Consider the following 22,457-nt stretch of genomic DNA (forward strand, 5'->3'; position numbering starts at 1 on the left):
CAGGGCTCAGGCCGGCGCACTCATAACAGGTTCCTTCCTCGCCGGGTCGGGGTTCAGAGCAGGACGCCCGCGTCGAGCGCAATGACCTGACCAGTCAAGTACTTCGCTTCCTCTGAGACCAGGAAGGCGAACAGAGTGCCCGCCTCGGCCGGAGTGACCGGGCGGCCCAGCCGCGCGAGGTCGAGCATCTGCTCCATGAGCACGTTCAGCCGGTCCAGCTTGGTGACCGGGTCCGTCACACCCAGCCGCGTGTGTTCGCGCACCTGCTCGATCGTCCGGCTTTCCACCCAGCCGATCGCCACCCCGTTGCAGCGGATCCCGTGCTCGGCCTCTTCGGCCGCGACCGTCCTGATCAGCGCGTCCACCGAACCCTTGGACAGCGGGGACAATCCATCGAACGCGATGGCGCGTTTCGTGGCTATGGTCGTGCACAACGTGATCGTGCCGCCGCCGCGCTCGCGCAACAGGGGAACGGCCGCGTGCGCGATGCGGTAGACGCCGAGAGCGTCTCCGTTGACGAACCGCTCGGCCGCGTCGACGGGAACGTCCATCAGCCGGTCGAATTCGAACCGCGGCCCGCCCGCACAGACGACGCCGTGCACGTCGCCGTACTCGCTCACCACGCGGTCCAGGGCGGCTTCGATCGACGCGGTGTCGGCCATGTCCATCCACTCGCCGCGGACGCGGTGCCCGTCGGCACTCAGCTCGGCTTCCAGCGCTTTCGCGTGCGCGGAGTCCTGGTGATAGGTGAAGACCACCGGGACGCCGGCCGCCGCGAGCCGGCGCACGATGCCGTCGCCGATGCGGCCGGTGCCACCGGCGACCAGTACGCCCCCGGCTTCGTAGGTCAGCGTGATGGCCATCGATCACTCCTTCCGCGCTCCTTGCGCTGGACGGTACAGCAAACTATCGTCTGGACACATGTCCAGTCTGGTTGCCTGCTGGCGGGACGAGCCCGCGAAACTGCTCATCGACGGCGCGCTCCGTTCCGGTCGGGGTGGGGAGTTCACCACCGTGAACCCGGCGACCGAGGAGGTGCTCGGGAGCGCGGCGAACGCCGACGGCACCGATCTCGACGAAGCGATCGGGGCCGCGCGGCGAGCATTCGACGAGACGGGCTGGGCCCGGGACGCCGCCCGGCGGACGCGGTGCCTGCGTCAACTCGGCGAAGCCCTGCGTACGCACAGCGACGAGCTGCGCGAGCTGACCGTGGCCGAGGCGGGCGTCCCGGTCGCCCTCACCCACGGCCCGCAGCTCGACATCCCGATCGAGCACCTCACGTGGTTCGCCGACCTGGCCGACGGGTACGCTTGGCGCCGGGACCTGGGGGTCGCCGCACCCATGGGGGTGCGAAGCCGGCGGACGCTCTTCGCCGAGCCCGCCGGTGTCGTCGCCGGGATCACGCCGTGGAACTTCCCGCACCAGATCACGTTCGCCAAGCTGGGGCCCGCGCTCGCCGCGGGCAACACCGTGGTGCTCAAGCCCGCGCCCGAAACTCCGTGGTGCGCCGCCGCCGTCGGCGCGCTCATCGCCGAAGAGACCGACATCCCGCCCGGCGTGGTCAATGTCGTGACCTCCGCGGACCACGGCATCGGGGCCCGGCTCGTCGCAGACACCCGGGTCGACCTCGTCTCGTTCACAGGCTCGACCGCCACCGGGCGTTCGGTGATGGCCGCGGCCGCCGGGACGTTGAAGAAGGTTTTCCTGGAACTGGGCGGGAAGTCCGCCTGTGTCGTGCTGGACGACGCCGATCTCGCGGCCGCGTGTGCGATGGCCGCGTTCATGGTCTGCACGCACGCCGGCCAGGGCTGCGCGCTCACCACCCGCCTCCTGGTGCCGCGCGCCCGGTACGACGAAGCGGTGGAGGCGGCCGCCGCGGCGATGAGCCGGATCCGCTGCGGCGATCCGGCCGACCGCCGGACGATCTGCGGGCCGCTGATCTCGGCCCGCCAGCGCGACCGCGTGGAGAGCTACCTCGCGACCGCGGCGGACGAGGGCGGCAAGATCGTCTGCGGCGGTGGCCGCCCGCACGCGAAGGGTTTCTATGTTGAACCGGCTCTCGTCGCGGGCCTGACCAACGAGGCGCGGGTGGCGCGGGAAGAGATCTTCGGCCCGGTGCTGGTCGTCCTGGCACACGACGGGGACGACGACGCGGTGCGGATCGCCAACGACTCGCCCTACGGCCTCTCCGGCGCCGTCCACGGGGCCGACCCGGACCGGGCAAGGGCCGTGGCCGCCCGCATCCGCACCGGCACGCTCAGCGTCAACGGCGCGGTCTGGTATTCCGCCGACGTGCCCTTCGGCGGCTACAAGCAGTCCGGGATCGGCCGCGAGATGGGCGTGGCCGGTTTCGAGGAATACCTGGAAACCAAGGTCGTCGCCGAGCCCGCGTAGAGGAGAAGCCATGGGCCGTTTCGACGGAAAGACCGCTATCGTCACCGGTGCGGCGCAGGGCATCGGCGAGGCCTACGCCCGCGCGCTCGCCCGGGAAGGCGCGAACGTGGTCGTGGCGGACCTGAACGCCGGCCTCGGCGAGCAGGTGGCCGAGCGGATCACCGCTGACGGCGGCACGGCCCTGTGCGTCAAGGCCGACGTCGCGGAACCGGACTCGGTGACGGCGATGGCCGAATCCACAGTGGACCGTTTCGGGGGCATCGACTTACTGGTCAACAACGCCGCCATCTACGGCGGGATGAAGCTCAACCTCCTCCTCGCCGTCGACTGGGACTACTACCGGAAGTTCATGGCGGTGAACTTCGACGGCGCGCTGCTGTGCACCCGCGCCGTCGTGCCGCACATGCGCAAGCGCGGCGGCGGCTCGATCGTCAACCAGTCCTCCACCGCGGCCTGGACCTACTCGTCGTTCTACGGCGTGGCCAAGGCCGGGCTCAACAGCCTCACCCAGCAGCTCGCGACCGAACTCGGCGGCTCCGGGATCCGCATCAACGCCATCGCACCCGGCCCGACCGACACCGAAGCCACGCGCACCGTCACCCCCGCCGCGATCGTCGCGCAGATGGTGGAGCGGCTGCCGATCAAGCGCATGGGCACCCCGGACGACCTCGTCGGCATGTGCCTGTTCCTGCTGTCCGGGGAAGCCGGGTGGATCACGGGCCAGATCTTCAACGTCGACGGCGGGCAGGTCATGCGATGAACGACAAGCGCAAGCGCGGCCTCGAGATGATGCGCGAGGTCTACGGCTGGGAAATGCCGGACATGCCCGGCGAGTTCTTCGCGGTGACCGTGGACCACCTCTTCGCCGAAATCTGGACGCGGCCGGGGCTCTCCCTCCGGGACCGGCGGCTGCTCCTGCTGGGGGTGATCGCCGCGCTCGGTCTCGAGGACATCGCCGCGATCCAGGTGAAGGCCGCGCTGCAGAACGAGGAACTCGACGCGGCGCAGCTGCGCGAAGCGGCGGTGTTCCTCACCCACTACGTCGGCTGGCCTCTGGGCACCAGGCTGTCCACGACGGTCGACAAGGTCGTCGCGAAGCACGAAAAGGCGGCCGGCTCAGCGGAGGGTGAGCCGGACGGGCAGCGTGGCGAAGCCCCGGACGTTCGTTGAGTGCACGCGCTCGGCAGCGGCCTCGTCGATTTCGCAGCCCGAGATCCGGGTGACGATCTCCGTGAGCGCGACCCGCGCCTCCAGCCGCGCGAGCGAGGCTCCGAGACAGAAGTGGGCGCCCGCGCCGAAACTGGCGATCCGGTTCTCCGGTTCGCGGCCGATGCGGAAGGAATCCCCGTCGGGGAAGGCGTCCTCGTCCCGGTTGGCCGAGCCGATCAGCAGCAGCACGCGGGCGCCGGCGGGGACCGTTCCCCCGTGGTAGTCCAGGTCGGTGGCCGCGGTGCGGACGATGATCTGGCTCGACGTGTCGTACCGGAGGGTCTCTTCGATCCACGACGGGACCAGCGACGGGTCGTCGAGCGCCCGGCGGAGCTCGCCGGGGTTGCGCCACGCCCAGTACAGCGCGTTCCCGAGCAGCTTGGTGGTGGTCTCGTTACCCGCGACGACCATCAGGAACAGGAAGCCGATGACGTCCTCGGCCGTGAGCCGCTCCCCGTCGATCTCCGCGTCCAGCAACGCCGAAACCAGGTCATCCTCGGGCCGCTCCCGCCGCAAGGCGACCATCTCCGCGTAGTACTTCGCCAGTTCCAGGGACGCCTCGACGGCCGAAGGGGGTACGTCCAGCACGCCTTCCGCGCGGTGCATCACGGTGTCGGCCAGTGCGCGCAGCCGGTCCCGGTCGGCCGCGGGCACCCCGAGCAGCTCGGAGATCACGTCCATCGGCAACTTGCCCGCGAACTCGCCGACGAAGTCGAACTCCCCCTTGTCCAGTACCGCGTCGAGGTGCTGCCGCGTCAGCTCCTCGACCCGCCCTTCCAGCTGCTGCACCCGGCGTGGTGTGAAACCCCGCGACACCAGGGAACGCATTCGCAGGTGCCGCGGCTCGTCCATGGCCAGGAAGGACATCACGCGGTGCGCGTGCGGCCCGTACGCCAGGGGATCCAGCGACACCCCGTTCGCACTGGACAGCCTGACGCTGTCCCGAAATCCCGCGACGACGTCGGAATACCGGGACAGCGCCCAGAAATCCAGCTCCTCGTTGCGGTAGAGCGGTGCGTGTGCGCGCAACCAGGCGTAGGTGGGGTATGGGTCCTCGTGGAAGCCGTAGTCGTAAGGATTGAATTTACTGGACACGTGTCCAGACACTACTCGGCCCGTGCGACGGGAGCAACCGGGGTCGTTGACCGCCACCACTTCGGTGAACTAAAGTCCAGACAGCTGTCCATCAGAGGCGAGGGAGCTGCCGCGATGAAGCCCGTGGGATTCGTCGGACTCGGCCGGATGGGCGCGCCGATGGCACGGCGGCTGCTGGACTGGCCCGGCGGCCTGATCGTCCACGACGTACGCCCGGAAGCACTCGAGCCGTTCCGTGAGGCCGGCGCCCGGACGGCGGACAGTCCCCGCGAGGTGGCCGCGACCGCCGAGGTGATCTCGCTGATGGTCCGCGACGACGCCCAGGTCGAGGAGGTCCTGTCAGGACCGGCAGGCATCCTGGAAACCGCCACGTCCGGCACCGTCGTCGCCATCCACTCCACCATCGCCGCCGCCACCGCCACCCGGCTCGCCGAAACGCACCGGCCGCGCGGCATCGACATCGTGGACGCGCCGGTCTCCGGCGGTGCGTCCGGCGCGGCGAAGGGCGACCTCGCGGTCATGGTCGGCGCCGGCGAGAAGGCGTTCGAGCGCTGCCGCGACGTGTTCGCGCACTGGGCGGGCCACACCATGCACGCGGGCCCACCCGGCGCCGGGACCCGCGCGAAGCTGGCGCGCAACCTGCTGCACTTCGTGTCTTTCGCCGCGGCGGCGGAGGCCCAGCGCCTGGCCGAGGCGGCCGGGCTCGACCTGGTGGAGCTGGGCAAGGTGGTGCGGCACTCCGACGCCGTCACCGGCGGCCCGGGCGCGATCATGGTGCGTGGCACCACCGCCCGGATCACCCCGGACGAAGGCTGGTACCCGATCTTTTCGCACGTGCGGGACCTGGGCCACAAGGACCTCGCCTTGGCGATCGAACTCGGAGCCGAGCTCGACGTGGACACACCGCTCGCACGGCTGGCACTGGACCGGCTCGCCGCCGGCCTGGGTGTCGCACCCGAGGGTGCCGCTTGACGCCTGTCCGGACGGTTATCATGGCGGGATGATCGAGAGCAGGACAGCGTGATGGAGCCGGTACGCCGCATCGTCGACGGGCGCCGGGCCGACACGGTCCAGCGGTTGATCGCGGCCTCGCTGGAGGAAGTCCGCGCCGTCCCGTACGGCGACGTCACGGTCCGGTCGGTGGCCAAGCGCGCCGACGTCTCCCCGGCGACGGCCTACACGTACTTCTCGTCCAAGGAGCACCTGGTCTGCGCGATCCTCTGGCAGCAGGTCCAGGACCTCCCGGCGCCGCAATCCCGGCCGCGCCGGTCCCCCTCGGCGTCGCTCGCCGACGCGGTCCGGGACATCACCGAGCTGTTCACCAAGGACCCCGCGCTCAGCCGCGCGTGCACCACCGCCCTGCTCACCGACGACCCCGAGGTCCGCCGGCTGCGCGACCAGATCGGCAGCGAGCTGCTGCGCCGCATCGGCGACGCGATCGGCCCGATGTCCCCCGCGGCCCGCGAAACGCTGTCGATGGCGTTCGTCGGAGCGCTGGTGCTCGCGGGCACGGGGTACATGACGTTCGAGGACCTCCCCCGTCGTCTGAGCAAGATGACAGACCTCCTGCTGGCCGACAGCCGGACCCGCGCGAAGGACCCGAAGCGCCGCAGCAGCTAGTGACGCACCGGGGTGATCGGGATCGACCGGCGGGGCCGGAACTCGAACGACGCCCCGGAACTGAACCTCGTGACGGCGACCTCGTCGAACTCCTTCGCCGGTTCGTCGCGCCACACCACCCGCGCGGTCCACTCCAACGGGGTTCCCTCGACCTCGACGTCCAGGCGCGGGTCCACCGCCCGCACGATCGCCCGCAGCGGCGCGGTCTCGTGCGGTCCGCACAGCGAGATCCACGCGCCGTCGTCATGGGCGGGCGAGGGTGTCACCGCCAGGGTTCCCCCGACCGTCGCCCGCACGTAGGCCGCCGGATTGAGCAGCGGGTGCAGTTCGAGCAGCCGCAGCGCGCCTTCGGCGCCGCCGGGCAGCCCGAGTGACCGATGCAGGCGCCCGGCCGAGAGCCCGGCGATGCCGATCAGCTGCCGGCGGCAGATCGCGTGCGCCTGCTCGGGGTCGGCGCGGTCGTGGACGGCGTGGACGAACCCGAGGTTGAGCAGGTGCATCTGCAGGCAGACCTCGTCGGCCAGCCGCACGAGCGCCGACTTCGAGAACGCGGCGAAGTCGATGTCGCTGCGCAACGGGCCCGCGTAGTCGGCCGCGCCGTCGTCGCCCGGGTCGATCGGATCCAGCTCGAGCGTGGCCGCCCGCGTCTTCTGCAGCCTCCGGCACCCTGCCGATTCGGTGACCGGCGGGTGCGCGTCGTCGATGACGACGGTCCACGCGCAGCACGGGTGCCGATCGGCGGGACGGCGGGGCGGCCGGTGGATCGGCCGGACCCGCGCTTTCGCGTTGGTCGCGACGGCCGTCGCGTCGAACGTCGGGTCCTCGATGTCGTGGCACATCGCAGTCACGTAGTCGTCCCCGAGCGGCTCGACGTCCATCAACGCACCGCAGTGGTCGAGCCGGAACTCGCCGTGCCAGCGGTCGTGCACGGTGAAGCGGAAGTCCATGAACTGCGGCGGGGCGCCGATGTCGAGCTGCAGCCCCTTGAAGATCGTGACGACGTCGGTTCCCTCGTACCGCAGGGCGCGCTGCATCCGGCGGGTGTAGACCGGGCTGGCGGCCATCCATTCCTCGATCGCGATCCGCGTCATCCCCTCCCGGCCGAACGCGCCGATGCACCACGCCATCGCCGACCGGTCGATCAGCTGACCGGCCAGCAGCAGCTCGGGCAGAAGGGCGGCCAGTTCTCCCCGGCGCAGCGTCACAAACCTGCTCGGCACTTGTCATGCCCTCCTGCCCGTACTACCGTCTGGACACATGTCTAGCACAGGAACGGGCCGGCGTCATGCCACGATTCGCCCTTAATCCGGAGAAGCGGCCGTCGATCGTCACCGGCGCGTCCTCCGGCATCGGCGCCGCCACGGCCGTCGCGCTCGCCGAGGCAGGGCACCCGGTCGCGCTGGGCGCCCGCCGGGTCGAGAAGTCCGAGGAGATCGCCGAACAGATCCGCGCCGCGGGCGGCGCGGCCGTCGCGCTGGAACTGGACGTCGGCGACGGCGAATCGGTCCGCAAGTTCGCGGCCGCGGCGACCGAGGCGATCGGGCCGATCGAGATCCTCGTGTCCGCGGCCGGCGGCCTCGAGCCCTCGCCGATCCACGAGCAGGACAGCGAAACCTTCGCCGAACAGGTCGGCGTCAACCTGATCGGAGCGCACCGGCTGGTGTCGGCCGTCGTGCCGGACATGGTCGCCCGCCGCCGCGGCGACGTCGTGTTCATTGGCTCGGACGTCGTTCCCGCGCCGCGTCCTGGCATGGGCGCCTACGTCCCGGCCAAGGCCGGGCTGGAGGCGATGGCCCACGCGATGCGCATGGAACTCGAAGGCACCGGGGTGCGAGCCTCGATCGTCCGCCCCGGCCCGACCGTGTCCAGCCTGGCCGAAGGCTGGGACCAGCAGGCGACCCTCACCATGCTCGAAGAGTGGAAACAGTGGGGTTTCGCGCGCCACGCGTACTTCCTGCGCGCCTCGGACATCGCCGCCGCGGTCACGACGGTCGTGTCCGCACCCCGCGGCGTCCACCTGACCCTGGTCGAAGCACAGCCCGAGGCACCGCTGCGGGAGCCGTGATGGCGCTCGAGCCACGGCTGGTGTCCGGCGGCGACGCCGAACATGGGCACCTCGAGGAACTGCGAGCCGACCCCATCGGGCTCATGCGGCGGGTCCGCGAGGAGTGCGGCGACGTCGGGGCGTTCGATCTGGCCGGCCGTCGGGTGGTGCTGCTGTCCGGCGCCGAAGCCAACGAGTTCTTCTTCCGCGCCGGCGACGACGAGCTGAACCAGGGCGAGGCCTACCCGTTCATGAAGCCGATCTTCGGCGACGGCGTGGTGTTCGACGTCTCCCCCGAGCGGCGCCGGGAGATGCTGCACAACCAGGCGTTGCGCGGCGAGCACATGAAGCTCCACGCCGCGACCATCTCGCGCGAAATCGACCGCATGGTCGCCGATTGGGGCGAAGCGGGTGAGATCGACCTGCTCGAGTTCTTCGCCGAGCTGACCATCTACACCTCCTCCGCCTGCCTGATCGGCACGAAATTCCGCAACCAGCTCGATGGCCGGTTCGCCCGGCTCTATCACGAGCTGGAACGCGGCACGGACGCGCTCGCGTACGTCGACCCGTACGCCCCCATCGAGAGTTTCCGGCGCCGCGACAAGGCCCGAGCGGGGCTGGTCGACCTGGTGCAAAGCATCATGACCGGACGAGCCGAAGGCCCGCCGCCCACCCGCGACGAGCGCGACCTGCTCGACGTCCTGATGTCGGTCCGGGACGACGAGGGAAACCTGCGGTTCTCCGCCGACGAAATCACCGGGATGTTCATTTCGATGATGTTCGCCGGGCACCACACCAGCTCCGGCACCGCCGCCTGGACACTCATCGAGCTGCTGCGCCACCCGGACGTGCTGGACGGCGTGCTCGACGAGCTGGACCGGCTCCACGACGGCGGATCATCGGTCGATTTCCAGGCCCTGCGGGAAATCCCGCGGCTGGAGGCGGCGATCAAGGAGGCCCTGCGCCTGCATCCGCCGCTGATCCTCCTGCTGCGCGTGGCGAGCACCGGTTTCACGGTGTGCGGGCACTCGATCCGGCCAGGCGACTACGTCGGCGCGACGCCCGCGATCTCCAACCGCATCCCGGAGGACTTCCCCGACCCCGACGCCTTCCGCCCGGCACGCTACGCCGAGCCGCGTCAGGAGGACCTGCTCAACCGGTGGACGTGGATCCCCTTCGGCGCGGGCCGGCACCGCTGCGTCGGCGCGGCGTTCGCCATGATGCAGCTCAAAGCCGTCTTCTCGGTGCTGTTGCGCGACTTCGCCTTCGAACCGGCGCAGCCGCCGGACACCTACCGCAACGATCACTCGAAGATGGTCGTCCAGCTCGCCCAGCCCTGCCGGGTCCGCTACCGCAGGCGCACGTCATGAGGATCAAAGCCGAGCTCGACCTGTGTCAGGGACACGCCATGTGCCAGCTGGAGGCACCCGAGGTGTTCGAGGTGCCCAAGCGGGGCACGGTGATCATCCTCGACGAGTCGCCGCCGGCCGCACTGCGCGTCAAGGTCGAGAACGCCGTGCGGAGCTGCCCGACCCAAGCGCTGATCCTGGAGGAGCCGTCGTGACCGCTTTCCCGCGTGAAGAGCTGGACGAAATGGTCCGCCGCTGGCTCGAAGCCAACGAACGCTGCGAGAAGACCGGCGACTGGCGACCGCTCGCCGCGATGTACACAGTGGACGCGACCTACGGCTGGCACCACGGCCCCGAAGAGGTGTTCATCTCCGTTGGCCGGGAGGAAATCCGCGACCACGCCCTGGGCACCGAGATGTCCGGCTTGGACGGCTGGACGTACCCGTACCAGAAGGTGCTCGTCGACGACCGGGCCGGCGAGGTCGTCGGTTTCTGGAAGCAGATGGCCGACGCGCGGCGCCCCGACGGCTCCCGGTACGAGGTCGCCGGCATCGGCGGAAGCTGGTTCCGCTACGCCGGTGAGTGGCAGTGGTCCTGGCAACGCGACTTCTTCGACCTCGGCAACGCGGCGGCCCTGTTCATGGAGATGCTCGAAGCGGGCAAGCTGTCCGACGGCTTGAAGGCACGCGTGGCGCGGGCGGCCCAGCCCCAACCCGGGCACTACCGCCGCGGCGAATCCCCGATCGGGATCTGGTGACGCGGGCGGGCACCGATTTCGCTGCGTGGCAACCGTGTGCGTGCCGAAAAATCACGTCCGCGCAGGTCAAACGGCATGTCTGTACTCAGGGAGGACTCCGCCGAGTCGGTCCTGCCGGCGTATCACGAGGCGTTCGATCCCCTCGGGTTCAAGGGCCTGGGGCCGGGCTCGCAGCGGCGCCGCGGCGGCCAATGACCGGTGGGTTCGATGCTGGTTGTAGTGCCGCTCGTACTCACGAAGCGCATGCCGGAGGTGAGTCTCGTTCCAGATCAACGTACGTGTGGGGTTCCAGAAGTCGGCTCATGGATTCTGACCTGGGGGCAATGGCACGTTCGGTGGGCAGGGCATGATCAGCAGCCATGTCGTTGCGTCTGCTATATCTGATCTTCCTTCGGCTGGTGGGCCTGGTGGTGTTGCTCGGGCGCTCGTCGGAGTCGAAGGACGTCGAGTTGCTGGTGCTGCGCCATGAGGTGGCCGTACTGCGCAGAAGCAATCGGAAACCTTGTCTGGACTGGGCTGACCGGGCTGTGTTCGCCGCGCTGGTTCGGCTGCTGCCCAAGGGCCTGCGAACGCACCGGTTAGTCACCCCGGGCACGGTCCTGCGCTGGCACCGTCGGCTGGTAGCTGCGAAGTGGACCTATCCACATCGGGTCGGCCGGCCACCGGTCGACGAGGTGATCGCCGGGTTGATCGAACGGATGGCCACAGAGGACCGTAGCTGGGGCTACAAGAGGATCCAGGGTGAGCTGCTCAAGCTCGGACACCGGGTCAGTGCCTCGACGATCCGGCGGATCCTGAAGCGGGCGCGCATACCTCCGGCGCCGGACCGGCACACCGACACGACCTGGCGGCAGTTCCTGCGTACACAGGCCTCGACGATGCTGGCCTGCGACTTCTTCCACGTCGACTGCGCGCTCACCCTCAAGCGGATCTACGTGTTCTTCGTGCTGGAGGTCGGCAGCCGCTACGTCCACGTCCTCGGCACGGATACGAACCCGGACAGTAGGTGGACCACCCAGCAGATCCGCAACCTCGTGATGGATCTTGGTGATCGAGCCAACGAGTTCAAATTTCTCGTCCGCGACCGGGCTGGCCAGTTCACGGCCTCCTTCGACGCCGTCCTGGCTGACGTGGGCATCGAGACGGTGAGGATTCCGCCACGCTGCCCACGGGCGAACTGCTACGCCGAACGGTTCGTGCGCACAGTCAGAACCGAGCTCACCGATCGTATGTTGATCCTCAACGAGCGGCATTTGCGCGCGGTGCTCGCCGAGTACGTCCGGCACTACAACGGTCGACGACCACACCGTTCCCGAGAGCTTCGCCCACCCCGGCCGACTCACTCTGCGGCAGACCTCAACTGTCAGCGGATCAAGCGACAACGGCTTCTCGGAGGCCTGATCAACGAGTACGAACGGGCCGCGTAGATCCGCCGGTCAGCGCCGGTGACCGACTTTTGGAACCCCACAGGTACCTCGATCCAGCGTGATCCCACCTCGACCACCCTCAAGGCCGCCAGCGTCATCGACGGAGACCGTGGACCTGCTCGCGCAGTGGATGACCGTCGGCAAAGCGATCCAGACCGCTCCCGCCCCAAGCACAGCATTGGATTGCGCCTCGCGTTCTACGGCCGTACCTCGATTACCCCGCCAGCAAGATCGCGTGTCGACGCAGGGCTGGCAACGCGACACGACATAGACGGCGCCGGATAGCGGCTCAAGGAGGTCGATTCGAGCCAAGCTACGATCGACCCGGTTTCAAGATCGCGTTTAGCGATTCGTGGGGTAATACTGTGTCCGAAGACTTGAACCCCCACGCGTGGGTTATCTCCCGTGTTTGGGGAGATCATGCCGTGAGTGTAGCGCAGGGTCATCGGGTACGTTCGCGCCGCTGAGGTGCGCAGGTCCGATTACCGGGCGCGCTGCACCACCGGCGACGGCTGGGGCGGCTTTACTCCGCGTCGGCCGCCGTTCAGCTCGTGCTGTCGCCCTCTCGGCTTCACGTAAATCGGCTCATCAAGCTCGACGAGCGCTCGGCCAAGTTCACCGGTGCCGACGCCCCACAGAAGGTCAAAAGCTCGCTGGCGGCTACGGTGACCGAGGTGGCGGCCAACGTGGTCGAGGTGCTGCGGCAGAGCGAGGGAGCGGAACGCGACCACACGGTCAAGCGGGCGGAGCTGTCGAGCAGCGATCAGAGCTGAGTGAGGTTGCCGTCGTGATCGAGGCGCCACCGATGCTTCCCACGGCGAAATGTGGTCTCCAAGCGGATCGACCTCGTCAATTCTCGCGAAGCTCGCTTTACGGCGAAGCTTGGTGTGGCATCGCTCAATTCGTCGGTCTGATACTGGCTCTTAGCTCCGACCTTGACGACTGCTTGCGCTAGGACCTCGCGTCGGAGTACCTCCGTCCAGTCCTGGAGTGCGGTGCCTGGCTTTCCTGTCGGCGCGATGTTGCCGATATCGAACTCATAAACATGTCCGGCTAGCCAGGCTTTGACCGCCACGTCGTAGGCGGGCGAGGCTCCGGCGTTGATGTAAGACAAGACCGGCGTTCCATCGTCACCCGACGAGATCCAGGCCGTGACTAACGATGCTTCACGTTCACGGGACTCCCTGGCCGCCAGATCCCATCCGCGTTGGGCAATCCAAACGGCTGCGATCGCGGCGATGATCGAGCCTACGCCTCCTACCCACTGACCCAGGGCTGCCCACCAGTCGGCATCCCTTTTGGACCCGATGCTGGCCAAGATCGCCACGATCATCGCGCTTGCTATCACGGTGCCGACAGCCAAGGCTTTTCGGCGGAGGTCGTCTGGCTGGCCGACTACTTCGGCTGCGGTTGCTACCGCTGCCTGCCGCCCGGCGCCGAGCTGGCGAAGCGGCCACTGTCAAGCGACAGCTGAGCTGGCCGGAGACAAGCCGTTGACCAGCGGCAAGACAGGTAGCCTGACGCGCCCGGCGCACATCGGCGTCAAACTATCTGGCCTTTTTCTGCGACTCACCATGCGTCCCATCCGGTTAGGCGCCGGGGCCGCCGCGCCTGGGGGTGGCGACCGTGTTGCAGCCGCTGCCCGCCGAGAAGAGGCAGCTTCGACCTTGGGACAGATATCTGACTCGTACGCGTGCCCGTGACGCTGGCCGATCTTGGCGTGAGATGGTTCAGACGGTGCGTCAAAGCGGTCCGACCCGGCTCGCCACCTTGGTCGGCGACCCGTCCGTTGCGTCCGTCAACTCCGGACCAGATCGATTCTCACGGTTCGGTTCTGCTGAGCCGGTCCGGGAAGTGGGGTTCCGCCGGGACTGTGATCCGGTACGTACTCTGGGAAGTCGCTCCCGACCCCACGAGTCGTCATCCGGTCTGCCGGGACGCCAGCTTGGACAAGTAGGTCAGCCACCGCGCGTGCTCGTGCAGCCGAGAGAGAGCGCTGGAGGTTCTTCGAGCCGATGTCAGCAGTGGTACCTGTGATCGTCGCCTGCCGGACACCCGGCCCGGAGATCGCCTTCGCTATCGACTCAAGGGCCTGCGCCGCAGCAGTGGGGTTCTCGAACTTCGCGCTTTCGGGCAGGAACTGGAGTTCGCCGTTGGTCGACAGGACGAACGAGTCATCTGCGCCCGACGCTGCCGCCTGTGGTGGCGGAGGAATGTGGACCGACCGGACTGGCGGGACGCCTAGAGGCACACCTACCTGGGCAGGCTCATCGACGGTCGCGACGCATTGGGCGCCGGCGTGCCGTGCCACCGCCTCCCAGAGATTAGAAAGGTGCTTCCTTTGTGCCGGTCGTAGCGGATCCTGAGGTGGGCTCGTTTCGCCTAGACCGACGAAAACGACCGTAATTCCGGACAGGTCGGGCAGATATCCGGCGGCATCCAGATGTTGGAGAAGGTCCTTCGCATCCGCGTCGATCGTAGTGGTGCTGTCGAACTTGACGCCGCCCGTGGTGGACAAGCCCGAATCGAACGCGATGATTGTGCCTGAGTTCTGCGGCTTGTTGGACCGGGCCGCCGTGTCCAGAGCGCCAAGCAGGTCAGCTTCGGGAAAAACCGCGCGAACGGCTGCTGCGTCGGATTTCAAGGTGCCCAGCAGCAGCTGGACGCTCTCGTCGTGCGCAGCGCCGTTGGCCGTCAACTGCTTAGCAGTCACCCGCTTGGCGAGACCTGGCCGACCGTCGATGGTAACCAGGCTCACCGGGCCGGTCTGCTCCGGCCGGTCGATCACTTTTCGTACGAACTGTTCGACATCGGAGTCCATGACGAACCCTGGACTGCCTTGCCGGCCGGAGACGGCGAGGGTCAGTGGACCGCTTTCAATCGGACAGGAAATTCTCGCGGCGTCTCCAGCTTCCGGTACAGCATCCGGTGAAGCAGGTGGCATGGCCGGCTGCGAGACCGCCAACGTGACGGTCACGGCCAGTGTGACGGCAATTCCCGTAAGCAACATCGCCCTCGAGTCGCGCAGCCAGTCGCTGTCAGGGCCGTACCAGCGACCCGCCAGACCACCGGACGGCCGCTGCACCGGCTTGCGGCCGTTCTCGACCGATGCGCCAGCCCGAGTTGTCTCAAGGACGACGGGAGCTGCGAGCAGAACGAACGCCACCCAGACAACTCCGATCCACACGCCGCTGACCGATATGGTGCTGGTCGCGAGATTGCCCACCGCAGCGAGCACGATCGAGGACACGACGCTCACAGCCGGGTGGCGCAACCAGGAGAGAGCAGGCACAGACTATCTATCGCTGCACGGATGGTTTCTATTTCACCCAGATACAATGCAAGATCTGCGGGCGCAGTCGTGTCCGCAGATGGTCAGCGCCAGGGGCGTAGCCGGTGGGGAGATCGATGCCGGTGGGCCAGATTTCGACCTCGACGGGGGAGCTCGTACCCGGTTTGACGGGCCGTAATTTGTCGTGGGTGCGCCAAGGTCGCCAGCGCAGGCTGCGCGTCGGGTCGGTCTTGCGGTAGGAGAGCCGCAGCCACCCGCTGATCAGGACCTGTTCGGAGGCGATCGCTCCGGTGGAGGTGACCTCGACACCGTCGTGGTCCAGGACTCGCACGGCGAGGAACAGGGCGGCGTCGGGACCGTCTGTAGAGACCTGCAGATCGGCGCGCTAGCTCGGCGCGCGCGTCACCGCGCGACCGGCGGTGGGGGCGGCCGGTACGGACACCGAGTCCCCGGTTGTGCCGCCGGGGCCGGTGGTGAACTGCCGGTTGTCGTGCTGGTCCGTCCGGCCGATATTGCACGCCAGCACTCACGACGGCGACGAGTACGCCGACCCCAGTAGGCCGGCGGTCATCGTCGTGCGGTGTAGCCGCCGCAGACCTCGACGCTCGCACGGGGATCGCCGGCGCGCAACCCCGCGACGATCCGCTCGGCCTGGACTTCGGCAGGCTCCGAGGTCACAGGCAGCCGCGCGAGGAACTGGGTGTGGTCCGGGACTTCACCGGTCCTTCGCCGGTGGTCTTCGATGAGATCCCACGGCGGCGAAAAGAAGGTCAGATGGATCTGCTCACGCGTATCGGGCAGGGAGGTGGCACCGTGGAAGCCGCTGTTCCACCGGCCCAGGACGTCGGAGTCCTCGCGCAGTCGGGTGCGCAGCTCCCGCGCCACCGTCCTGGCCGGCCACTCCCACAACCGCGTGCCGTGGGCACGAGCGAGTTCGGCTTCGTACTGGGCCGCGTCGAACCGGATCGCCGTCAACGGCAAGCCGGGGTCGTCGGGATTGCGCCACTCATCCCAGACAATGTCGCCGCCGTCACGGCGAATTCGGACGAGGATGGCGCCGCAGCAGCCCCACTTGCACTCCGCCTCCGCGAGCATCACCTCACGGGGCTCCGCGCCAGGCAGCAGCGGGCTGTCCGGCCCCAGCAGCGCATCGGGGTCCGCCCACGGTCCCTCTGCGAACACCGATCCGACCACGTCCTGGCCGTCGACCAGGAGCTTGAGTTCGACTTGGTTCCAGGCGGAGTCCTTCGGGAAGATCACGGATGTACGCAGGCGGCTGATCACCTCACCCGGCTAGGAGAAACGTCCACCGGTTTCCGTTTGACGCGTTCGATCCACCACCGAGCGACTGCCCTTGCACCGCGATCGGCGCCGACCCGCGCACGCGTGCTGACGGCGGCCGGTCTGCACGTGTTGGCTAGCACTGCCTCTCCTGGTCCGGCGCTGCTCCCCCGGCGAACCGGAGGTAGCTGGTAAGCACATCGGATGACAGAAGCCAGGCGCACCAGCGCCTACCTGGGCCCTCAGCAGAAGCGCTGGACTCCGGCCAGCTGGACCGACGTTGTCGAGGCTGCCAAGGGCGGGTTGCTCGACGAGTCGCACTGGGTGGACCTCAAGCGCGAGGTCGCGGCGGGCAAAGCATCGGTGAACACCGACCTGGCCAAGGACCTCGCCTCTCTTGCCGTCGACGGTGGCCTGCTGATCATCGGCATCGAGGACCACGACAGCCACGCGGGCGCGGTCTGCGGAACACCTATGGCGGGGCTGGCCGACCGGATCGACCAGATTGCACGCGACAAAGTCCGTCCATCACTCACGGTCGGCTCGCACCCAATCGAGAACCCGGACGCCCCCGGAACCGGCTGCCTGCTGGTCCACGTGCCACCCAGCCCGTATGCGCCGCACATGGTCGACTACACCTACTACGGGCGCAGCGACCGCGCGAACATGCGCTTGGCCGACGAACAGGTCCGCGCCATCATCTCCGACCGGTCTCGCGCCCGCACGGATGTGCTCGATGCGCTCGGCGCCATGGCCACGCACGACCCGATAACCCCGCGCGAATACGGCCACCTCTACCTGCTCGCCGAGCCGGACACGGCTCCGGCCGAATGCTTGGTCGACTTCCTTGAGCGCCGCGACGCTCACGAGACTGTCAACCGAATGCTGGGCGGCATCCGCGCGGCCCGGGGAGCTGACCTCGTCGAACCGGACCTAGTGAACCTGCCCCAGTCGTTCCGGCGCCCGCAGGGTACCGCGTTCACCACACTGAGCCCGGACTACCGGCCCTACGAGCGCAGCGCACTCGACCTGGAAGTCCGCGAGGACGGCGGCGTGCGGCTGACCTGCGGAGCCGGCGTCATCACCGAGACTCCCGAGCGCTTGAGGCACGAGACCACGCGGGTCGTGTATCCCGGCATCGTGCGGGGGCTGACGCGATCCTTCGTCGCGTTCGTCGGCGCTCTGAGCGACGAGCACGCCGCCTACCAAGGCCAGTGGCAGCTGGCTCTGCGGATCGACGCGATGAACGACGCCTGCAGCGGCGACGCCTTGCGCAGCTTCACCCAACGGGTGATCCCCTACGCCGGCGACTCCTACGAACGAACGACGACAGCGACAACCGAGGAACTAGTCACTGCACCCGCCGACGTGGCGGGCCGTCTGGTGAATACGCTGCTGCGCAGCCTGGGAATTCCCCGGTCAGCCCTCTGACGTAGGCGGCGGCCTTCGCAATGCCATCGGCCAGGAGCCGCCCTTGACCGGCGGAATTCCCCGGACCGATGGGGACGACCGGATCGGAGTCGTGCTCGCCCCTGAGCAGAAAGACAGCCGACGTGGTGGTCACCGAGGAGTGTCGTCGCGTGGAGCATGAACGGGCTTTGATCGCTTTGAGGCCAGCCACTCCCAGCCGAGCCCGGCAGGTATTGCAGGCACTACCCGTCGTCCTCGCTCCCTTTCGCTCGGGATAGCCACCTTCTCTGAGAGAAGACACGGCGAAGATCCACCGCCAAGTCGACGGCGGCGGCCTGGGTGTCCTGGCTCGGAGCCGCAGGCTTCCCGCGGTGGGACGCCCGGGCCCGGAGCACGGGCCAACTCTGGGATGCGCCGCGCCACTGCCGTCCGACGGCCTCAGGCAGGGCCGCGTCGCAGCCCGGGGATGTCGGTTCTAGTTCCTAGACTGTCCGTCATGGTTGATGAGCGGCGCGAACGTTTGCGGCCGCGATGGGGCGCGCTGCTGCCGGTCGTGATCGTCGGCGTGGGATTTGTGGTCTGGGCTGTCGCGTGGCAGGGCCGCGACGCCTGGCCTGGCGTATTCGTCAACGTCGGCACTGGAGTCCTGCTTGCCGGCGTTCTCGTCTTTCTCGAACCCAGCTTTACCCGGCGAATCACCAGAGCCGTCACCAAGGACGTCGCCGAGCAGGTCACAGCGCAGGTCACTGAAGCGACGGAGCGCCGGCTCGCCGCACACCTTGACGAGATGAACACCCTTGTCGAGGAACAGTTGAACCACCGCCGCCGCACGCGGGCGGCCGAGGTCGACAAGCTCAGCGAACCCACCCACGATCGTGTCCTTGACGTCTTCCAACGAGCGGCCGGGATGAACGCCCTGTCAGGGGACTCGCTCATTATCCCGGCATCCGACCCGCCGACCCCCATCCGCCTGCACTTCCGATTCTTGGGCGGGAACTTCCGGCTAGACGGTCGCGCTGATCACAAAGAGGTCAGCATCCTCGTTCTCGGAGCCCCACGTCGCGCGTCCAACGTCGGCCTTCCCTGGCCGCCCGGCACGTCGGCTCAGCACATGGGCGTTGCCTTGATCGAGAGCCTGCAGAAAGACGGAGCATGGCGCTCGGGCCTGATCGACTGGGAGGTGGCGCTGCGCAATCTGCAGCACGGCCTCGGGATCGCCATCGCCCACCGCGACGGCACTGAGACCGATCTCTGGTCGACCACCCAGCCGGTCAGCGAGTACCTCGGCGAGAAGTGGATCATCACGGATGCCGGTATCGAATCCAGCGCGTTTGCCGCGCCCTACATCTTCCCGTTCAAGAGCTTTCCCCAACTGCCGGACGCACAGCGTCCAGCGCCGGATCGACGCCCTCGGGAAGCGCTCGTTCCTGACGGCTGGCCGTCGCAGGAGTGGCCCCCTCCGGCGCCGCCGGTCCTGGATTCCGTGACGTGGCAGAGCTACTTGTATCGAGCTCTCGACCTGGACAACTCTCTCAAGGGCGACCGGCTGCGGAGCCGACTCTCGGCACTCCAAGAAGCCGATCTTGGCTATGAGCTCGTCAATCGCAGGATACTGCCGCGGGCTGTCTTCTGACGGTTGGCGCCATTGCGAGGTGCTGCGCGGTGTTTCCTGGGTCGATGTGGCGCATCATCTGCGCCACCCGCTGCCCCGGCGTGCCGGCGCAAGATCTTCCGACACTCAACGAGGGCGAGCCGAAGCGCGAGTTGCTCGGCGCGCATGAGGACGCGGCGCGAGTCCGACACCTTGAGCGGCAGACCGAGCAGGCCTGACGCCTGAAGCCTGAAGGCGGGTCAAAGTCGGCCGCCGGCTGGCTCCAGGCCGCCGCGGCGGTGGCCGGCGGGCGGGCGGGCGCGTCGTTGGCTTCGCGGTCTGGGGGACGTGACGGTGGGCTGCTCAGGGGTCGGCCCCTGGTCGCGCCGCGTGGTCTGGAGCTCGGGGTTCAGCTGACCTGGCTCGGCTGCGCGAGCTCTCGCCGGCTGTGGCCCGGGCCGTGTCGGCTGGCTGGCGGTGCTGCTTCCTGGGGGCGCCGCGCGGTGCCCCCCGGCTTGACGTGGCTCGGCGGCGGCGCGTGTTGGTGGGCGGCGTGGTGGCCCAGCTCGGTGTCGTCCGGCGGATCCGAGCGGTGGAGCCGTCGGCGCTCGGCCGGCAGCCTCCGTGTCGTGTGGTGCCGGCATGTTCCTGGGGGCTTGCCCGCCGCGCCTGGTCGTGCTGCTGGAGCTCGTGACGCGCGGCTGCAGCTCGGTGAAGGCCTTAGGCAAGCCGGTCTTCGAGGTCGTCGCCGAGCACGTCGGCACGTACGAGTTGGCGACGTCGAACGTCGCGATCGTCGTGCTCAACGTCGACGTCTTGATGGCGAACGGCATCAAGACGCCAATCTTGGGCGTGATGGTGCCCGTCGTGCTGAAGGGCGGTGTCGTCGCACAGCACGGTGCTCGAGCGCGCTTGCAACCCGTGCTCGTGCTCGCAGTACCGGTCCGCTTCACCGCGGTCGGGTAACCCCGGGGCCACCTGCGCCTTCCTGCTACCACCTGGTAACCGCGAGGACCACGCCGTCGTCGCGTTCCTCGGTCACCCTGGCGAACGCGACGCCGCCTTCGGAGGTCGAGGCGCAGAACGCCGTGCCCGTGGTGCTCTCGATGGCGGGGACTGCCGCGCCGTCCAGTGCTTCGCCACACTCCTTTGCGCTTGGCGTGCCGCTGCCGGTCCACTCGGCGAGCCCGCCGCGGAGGGGCGTGATCAGGTACCTGGTCGAATACCTGCTGTTGTCCAGCCAGACGTCCGCCCCGGAGTCGCCCGCTCTCGCCTGCCGTCCGGCGTCCAGGTCCGCCGCCTGCGCCTTGAGCAGGATGATCCGGCGTTGCGAGCCGGGCGAGGCCGCGGTCGTCGAAGCGGGAGGGGACGTCGTCGGGGAAGGCGGTTTCCTGGACGGCGGCGTCTCGGAGGGCGGAGTAGTCGAAACGGGCGGCGTCGCCGCGGCGGTCGTCGAAACAGACGTGGTTTCGGTGGAGCCACCGCCGAATTTCAGCAGGTGCACCGCACCCCAGATCGCCACACCGACGCCGACGAGGGCGGCCAGCACCCCCAGCCCGCGGCGCACACCCAGCAGGCCGGGCACGGCCAGGCCCGCCGTCAGCGCCGTGGCGACCCCCAGCAGGATCGAGTTCCTCGGCCAGTCCTCGCCGCGGACGAGCGGGACCACGACCGTCACCACCGCCAGCACGTCCGCGAGCGTCCCCAGCCAGCCCCTGACCGGCTGCGCGCGCGACCCGGGGGTCGTGATCCTCCCACGCGGACCTGTCACCGCTGCTCCTTCGGTGTGCCTGTCATGGTCACCGGCGGGAGTCGACGTTGATCACCCCGGTGTTACGAACCGGTTTGCTCGGCGGAGTCGAGTGGTGGGGATGTCGCAAAGTCCCGGTGATGGGGGTTCACGGGTGGTTCCTCGCTGATGGGGCGGAGCCCCGGGTTCGGCCGGGGGGAGGGGGCGGAGCCGGGGAGGGGGGACGTGACATTCGATGGGGGGTGCCGTCGGCGCGGGCCCGCTGGGCGGCCTCGGCGGGGCTTCGTCGGGTGCCCTGCGCCGGGAGTTCAACGTCGGGGTGCCGGCGGGGCGGGTGCGGAGCTTGGTGCCCCAGCGCGCGGGACGTCCAGGACGTCCTGAGGACGTTTCGGGGGAGCCGCGGTGTGTGTCGGCGTGGTGGCCCAGCTCGGTGTCGTCCAGCGGATCCGAGCGGTGGGCCGTCGGCGCGCCCGGCTGGCAGCCTCCGTGTCGTGCGGTGCCCGGCGCGTCGCGGCCGGGGCGGCACGGAGCTACGCCGGTTCGTGGGACGTGACATCGGTGCTGGTCGACGTCGAGGTCAGGCTGGACGTCGATCGCGGCGACGTTTTGGACGTTCGGCGTGGTGTCCTGTTCGGCGGCGTGCTGAACGGGGTGTGCGGGGACGTCCCGGAACGTCTTGGGACGTTTCGGCGGAGCCGTGGCGAGGCCGGCGGGGGACGTGACATGGGGCGCGGCGGCGTGCGGCAGCTCGACTGCCTGCGCGACGCTGGGAAACCGCTGCGCCTCCAACCGCTGCCGGGCCTGCAGCGTGGGCAGGTCGATTGGCACGGTCAGCTCGGCCTCGTCCAGTTCGTCGCGCCACTGCCGTAGCAGCGCGAGAACTTCACCGTGCACCGAACTCATACACGAAAGTCGCGTAGCGCCACGGTAAGGCTGGCCTGCCGCGGCACGGCGAGCTGCGACAGGCCAGATAGTTTGACGCGAACTTCCGCCGATCGCGTCAAACTATCTGACCTTTTTCATCGAGGTCCTCGCTGGGACCGGGCTGCCCTCGACGCCTCATAGCCGCATGTAGATAGCCGTCAGCTGTTGGTCAAATAGTGGACAGTTCCTACCCGCCGAGGTTGCTAAGACCGCATCTCTTTTGGGTGTGTTGCAAGGTAGGCGGTATCGTTGATCAACGATGGACGATGTGGAGAAGTGGTGCCCGGAGCCGTTGTGGCTGCTGGCACAGCCGC

23 protein-coding genes are annotated in these 22,457 nt (G+C 68.6%); 15 read left to right on the forward strand and 8 right to left on the reverse strand.

What is annotated here, in order from left to right; translation table 11 throughout:
* Positions 1-53: 53 nt before the first annotated feature.
* A complete protein-coding gene (locus AB0F52_RS46130; protein WP_285992942.1) occupies positions 54-863 on the reverse strand; it encodes an SDR family oxidoreductase in 810 nt (269 codons plus the stop codon).
* Positions 864-921: 58 nt separating this feature from the next.
* Between AB0F52_RS46130 and AB0F52_RS46135 the strand changes: the two genes are divergently transcribed.
* From AB0F52_RS46135 to AB0F52_RS46145, 3 genes are read left to right on the forward strand one after another with little or no spacing between them, the layout of a single operon-like run.
* The gene (locus AB0F52_RS46135) at positions 922-2,394 is read left to right on the forward strand and encodes an aldehyde dehydrogenase (protein WP_360185133.1); all 1,473 of its coding nucleotides are present in this window, start codon (positions 922-924) and stop codon (positions 2,392-2,394) included.
* A gap of 10 nt (positions 2,395-2,404) precedes the next feature.
* Complete coding sequence (locus AB0F52_RS46140; protein WP_360185136.1) at positions 2,405-3,154, forward strand: SDR family oxidoreductase; 750 nt, start codon at positions 2,405-2,407, stop codon at positions 3,152-3,154.
* Positions 3,151-3,564, forward strand: a complete 414-nt coding sequence (locus AB0F52_RS46145; protein WP_285992945.1) for a carboxymuconolactone decarboxylase family protein — start codon at positions 3,151-3,153, stop codon at positions 3,562-3,564. Before AB0F52_RS46140 ends, AB0F52_RS46145 begins: the two co-directional genes overlap by 4 nt.
* Here AB0F52_RS46145 and AB0F52_RS46150 read toward each other — a convergent pair.
* On the reverse strand, positions 3,511-4,698 hold the full coding sequence (locus AB0F52_RS46150) for a cytochrome P450 (protein WP_360185140.1): 1,188 nt from the start codon (positions 4,696-4,698) through the stop codon (positions 3,511-3,513). The genes AB0F52_RS46145 and AB0F52_RS46150 overlap by 54 nt on opposite strands.
* A gap of 114 nt (positions 4,699-4,812) precedes the next feature.
* Between AB0F52_RS46150 and AB0F52_RS46155 the strand changes: the two genes are divergently transcribed.
* Positions 4,813-5,670, forward strand: coding sequence for an NAD(P)-dependent oxidoreductase (locus AB0F52_RS46155; RefSeq protein WP_360185143.1), 858 nt, complete (start codon positions 4,813-4,815; stop codon positions 5,668-5,670).
* Positions 5,671-5,721: 51 nt separating this feature from the next.
* Complete coding sequence (locus AB0F52_RS46160; RefSeq protein WP_360185146.1) at positions 5,722-6,318, forward strand: TetR/AcrR family transcriptional regulator; 597 nt, start codon at positions 5,722-5,724, stop codon at positions 6,316-6,318.
* On the opposite strand, the gene AB0F52_RS46165 is transcribed toward AB0F52_RS46160, so the two are convergent.
* Positions 6,315-7,538 carry a hypothetical protein gene (locus AB0F52_RS46165; RefSeq protein ID WP_285992949.1) on the reverse strand — a complete coding sequence of 408 codons (1,224 nt, stop codon included), beginning with the start codon at positions 7,536-7,538 and terminating at the stop codon, positions 6,315-6,317. The genes AB0F52_RS46160 and AB0F52_RS46165 overlap by 4 nt on opposite strands.
* Before the next feature lie 65 nt (positions 7,539-7,603).
* On the opposite strand from AB0F52_RS46165, the gene AB0F52_RS46170 reads away from it, so the two are divergent.
* The 5 genes from AB0F52_RS46170 to AB0F52_RS46190 all read left to right on the forward strand — a co-directional run bounded on the left by AB0F52_RS46170 (position 7,604) and on the right by AB0F52_RS46190 (position 11,895).
* Positions 7,604-8,383 (forward strand): SDR family oxidoreductase, encoded by a 780-nt coding sequence (locus AB0F52_RS46170; protein ID WP_285992950.1) that lies wholly within the window; start codon positions 7,604-7,606, stop codon positions 8,381-8,383.
* Positions 8,383-9,732, forward strand: a complete 1,350-nt coding sequence (locus tag AB0F52_RS46175; RefSeq protein WP_360185150.1) for a cytochrome P450 — start codon at positions 8,383-8,385, stop codon at positions 9,730-9,732. The genes AB0F52_RS46170 and AB0F52_RS46175 overlap by 1 nt, the downstream gene beginning before the upstream one ends.
* On the forward strand, positions 9,729-9,926 hold the full coding sequence (locus AB0F52_RS46180) for a ferredoxin (protein ID WP_285992952.1): 198 nt from the start codon (positions 9,729-9,731) through the stop codon (positions 9,924-9,926). The genes AB0F52_RS46175 and AB0F52_RS46180 overlap by 4 nt, the downstream gene beginning before the upstream one ends.
* Positions 9,923-10,468 carry a nuclear transport factor 2 family protein gene (locus tag AB0F52_RS46185; protein ID WP_360185153.1) on the forward strand — a complete coding sequence of 182 codons (546 nt, stop codon included), beginning with the start codon at positions 9,923-9,925 and terminating at the stop codon, positions 10,466-10,468. Before AB0F52_RS46180 ends, AB0F52_RS46185 begins: the two co-directional genes overlap by 4 nt.
* 359 nt (positions 10,469-10,827) lie before the next feature.
* Complete coding sequence (locus AB0F52_RS46190) at positions 10,828-11,895, forward strand: integrase core domain-containing protein (RefSeq protein ID WP_360185156.1); 1,068 nt, start codon at positions 10,828-10,830, stop codon at positions 11,893-11,895.
* 763 nt (positions 11,896-12,658) lie between these two features.
* Here AB0F52_RS46190 and AB0F52_RS46195 read toward each other — a convergent pair.
* The 4 genes from AB0F52_RS46195 to AB0F52_RS46210 all read right to left on the reverse strand — a co-directional run bounded on the left by AB0F52_RS46195 (position 12,659) and on the right by AB0F52_RS46210 (position 16,471).
* Positions 12,659-13,228: a hypothetical protein gene (locus AB0F52_RS46195; RefSeq protein ID WP_360185159.1), complete on the reverse strand. Its 570-nt coding sequence runs from the start codon at positions 13,226-13,228 to the stop codon at positions 12,659-12,661.
* Between the two features lie 465 nt (positions 13,229-13,693).
* Complete coding sequence (locus tag AB0F52_RS46200; protein ID WP_360185162.1) at positions 13,694-15,145, reverse strand: OmpA family protein; 1,452 nt, start codon at positions 15,143-15,145, stop codon at positions 13,694-13,696.
* 70 nt (positions 15,146-15,215) lie between these two features.
* The gene (locus AB0F52_RS46205; protein ID WP_360185194.1) at positions 15,216-15,563 is read right to left on the reverse strand and encodes a CocE/NonD family hydrolase C-terminal non-catalytic domain-containing protein; all 348 of its coding nucleotides are present in this window, start codon (positions 15,561-15,563) and stop codon (positions 15,216-15,218) included.
* A gap of 191 nt (positions 15,564-15,754) precedes the next feature.
* Positions 15,755-16,471 carry a hypothetical protein gene (locus tag AB0F52_RS46210; protein ID WP_360185165.1) on the reverse strand — a complete coding sequence of 239 codons (717 nt, stop codon included), beginning with the start codon at positions 16,469-16,471 and terminating at the stop codon, positions 15,755-15,757.
* A gap of 201 nt (positions 16,472-16,672) precedes the next feature.
* Here AB0F52_RS46210 and AB0F52_RS46215 point away from each other — a divergent pair, with 201 nt between their 5' ends.
* From AB0F52_RS46215 to AB0F52_RS46230, 4 genes are all read left to right on the forward strand, one after another.
* A complete protein-coding gene (locus AB0F52_RS46215; RefSeq protein ID WP_360185168.1) occupies positions 16,673-17,899 on the forward strand; it encodes an ATP-binding protein in 1,227 nt (408 codons plus the stop codon).
* 475 nt (positions 17,900-18,374) lie between these two features.
* Positions 18,375-19,511 (forward strand): hypothetical protein, encoded by a 1,137-nt coding sequence (locus AB0F52_RS46220; protein ID WP_360185171.1) that lies wholly within the window; start codon positions 18,375-18,377, stop codon positions 19,509-19,511.
* Between the two features lie 44 nt (positions 19,512-19,555).
* Positions 19,556-19,708: a hypothetical protein gene (locus AB0F52_RS46225; protein ID WP_360185174.1), complete on the forward strand. Its 153-nt coding sequence runs from the start codon at positions 19,556-19,558 to the stop codon at positions 19,706-19,708.
* A gap of 403 nt (positions 19,709-20,111) precedes the next feature.
* Positions 20,112-20,435, forward strand: coding sequence for a hypothetical protein (locus AB0F52_RS46230; RefSeq protein ID WP_360185177.1), 324 nt, complete (start codon positions 20,112-20,114; stop codon positions 20,433-20,435).
* 25 nt (positions 20,436-20,460) lie between these two features.
* On the opposite strand, the gene AB0F52_RS46235 is transcribed toward AB0F52_RS46230, so the two are convergent.
* Complete coding sequence (locus AB0F52_RS46235; protein ID WP_360185180.1) at positions 20,461-21,240, reverse strand: hypothetical protein; 780 nt, start codon at positions 21,238-21,240, stop codon at positions 20,461-20,463.
* 537 nt (positions 21,241-21,777) lie between these two features.
* Here AB0F52_RS46235 and AB0F52_RS46240 point away from each other — a divergent pair.
* The gene (locus AB0F52_RS46240) at positions 21,778-22,089 is read left to right on the forward strand and encodes a hypothetical protein (protein ID WP_360185183.1); all 312 of its coding nucleotides are present in this window, start codon (positions 21,778-21,780) and stop codon (positions 22,087-22,089) included.
* The last annotated feature ends 368 nt before the right edge of the window (positions 22,090-22,457 follow it).

This window comes from Amycolatopsis sp. NPDC024027 (genome assembly GCF_040638975.1).
Classification (GTDB): Bacteria; Actinomycetota; Actinomycetes; order Mycobacteriales; family Pseudonocardiaceae; genus Amycolatopsis.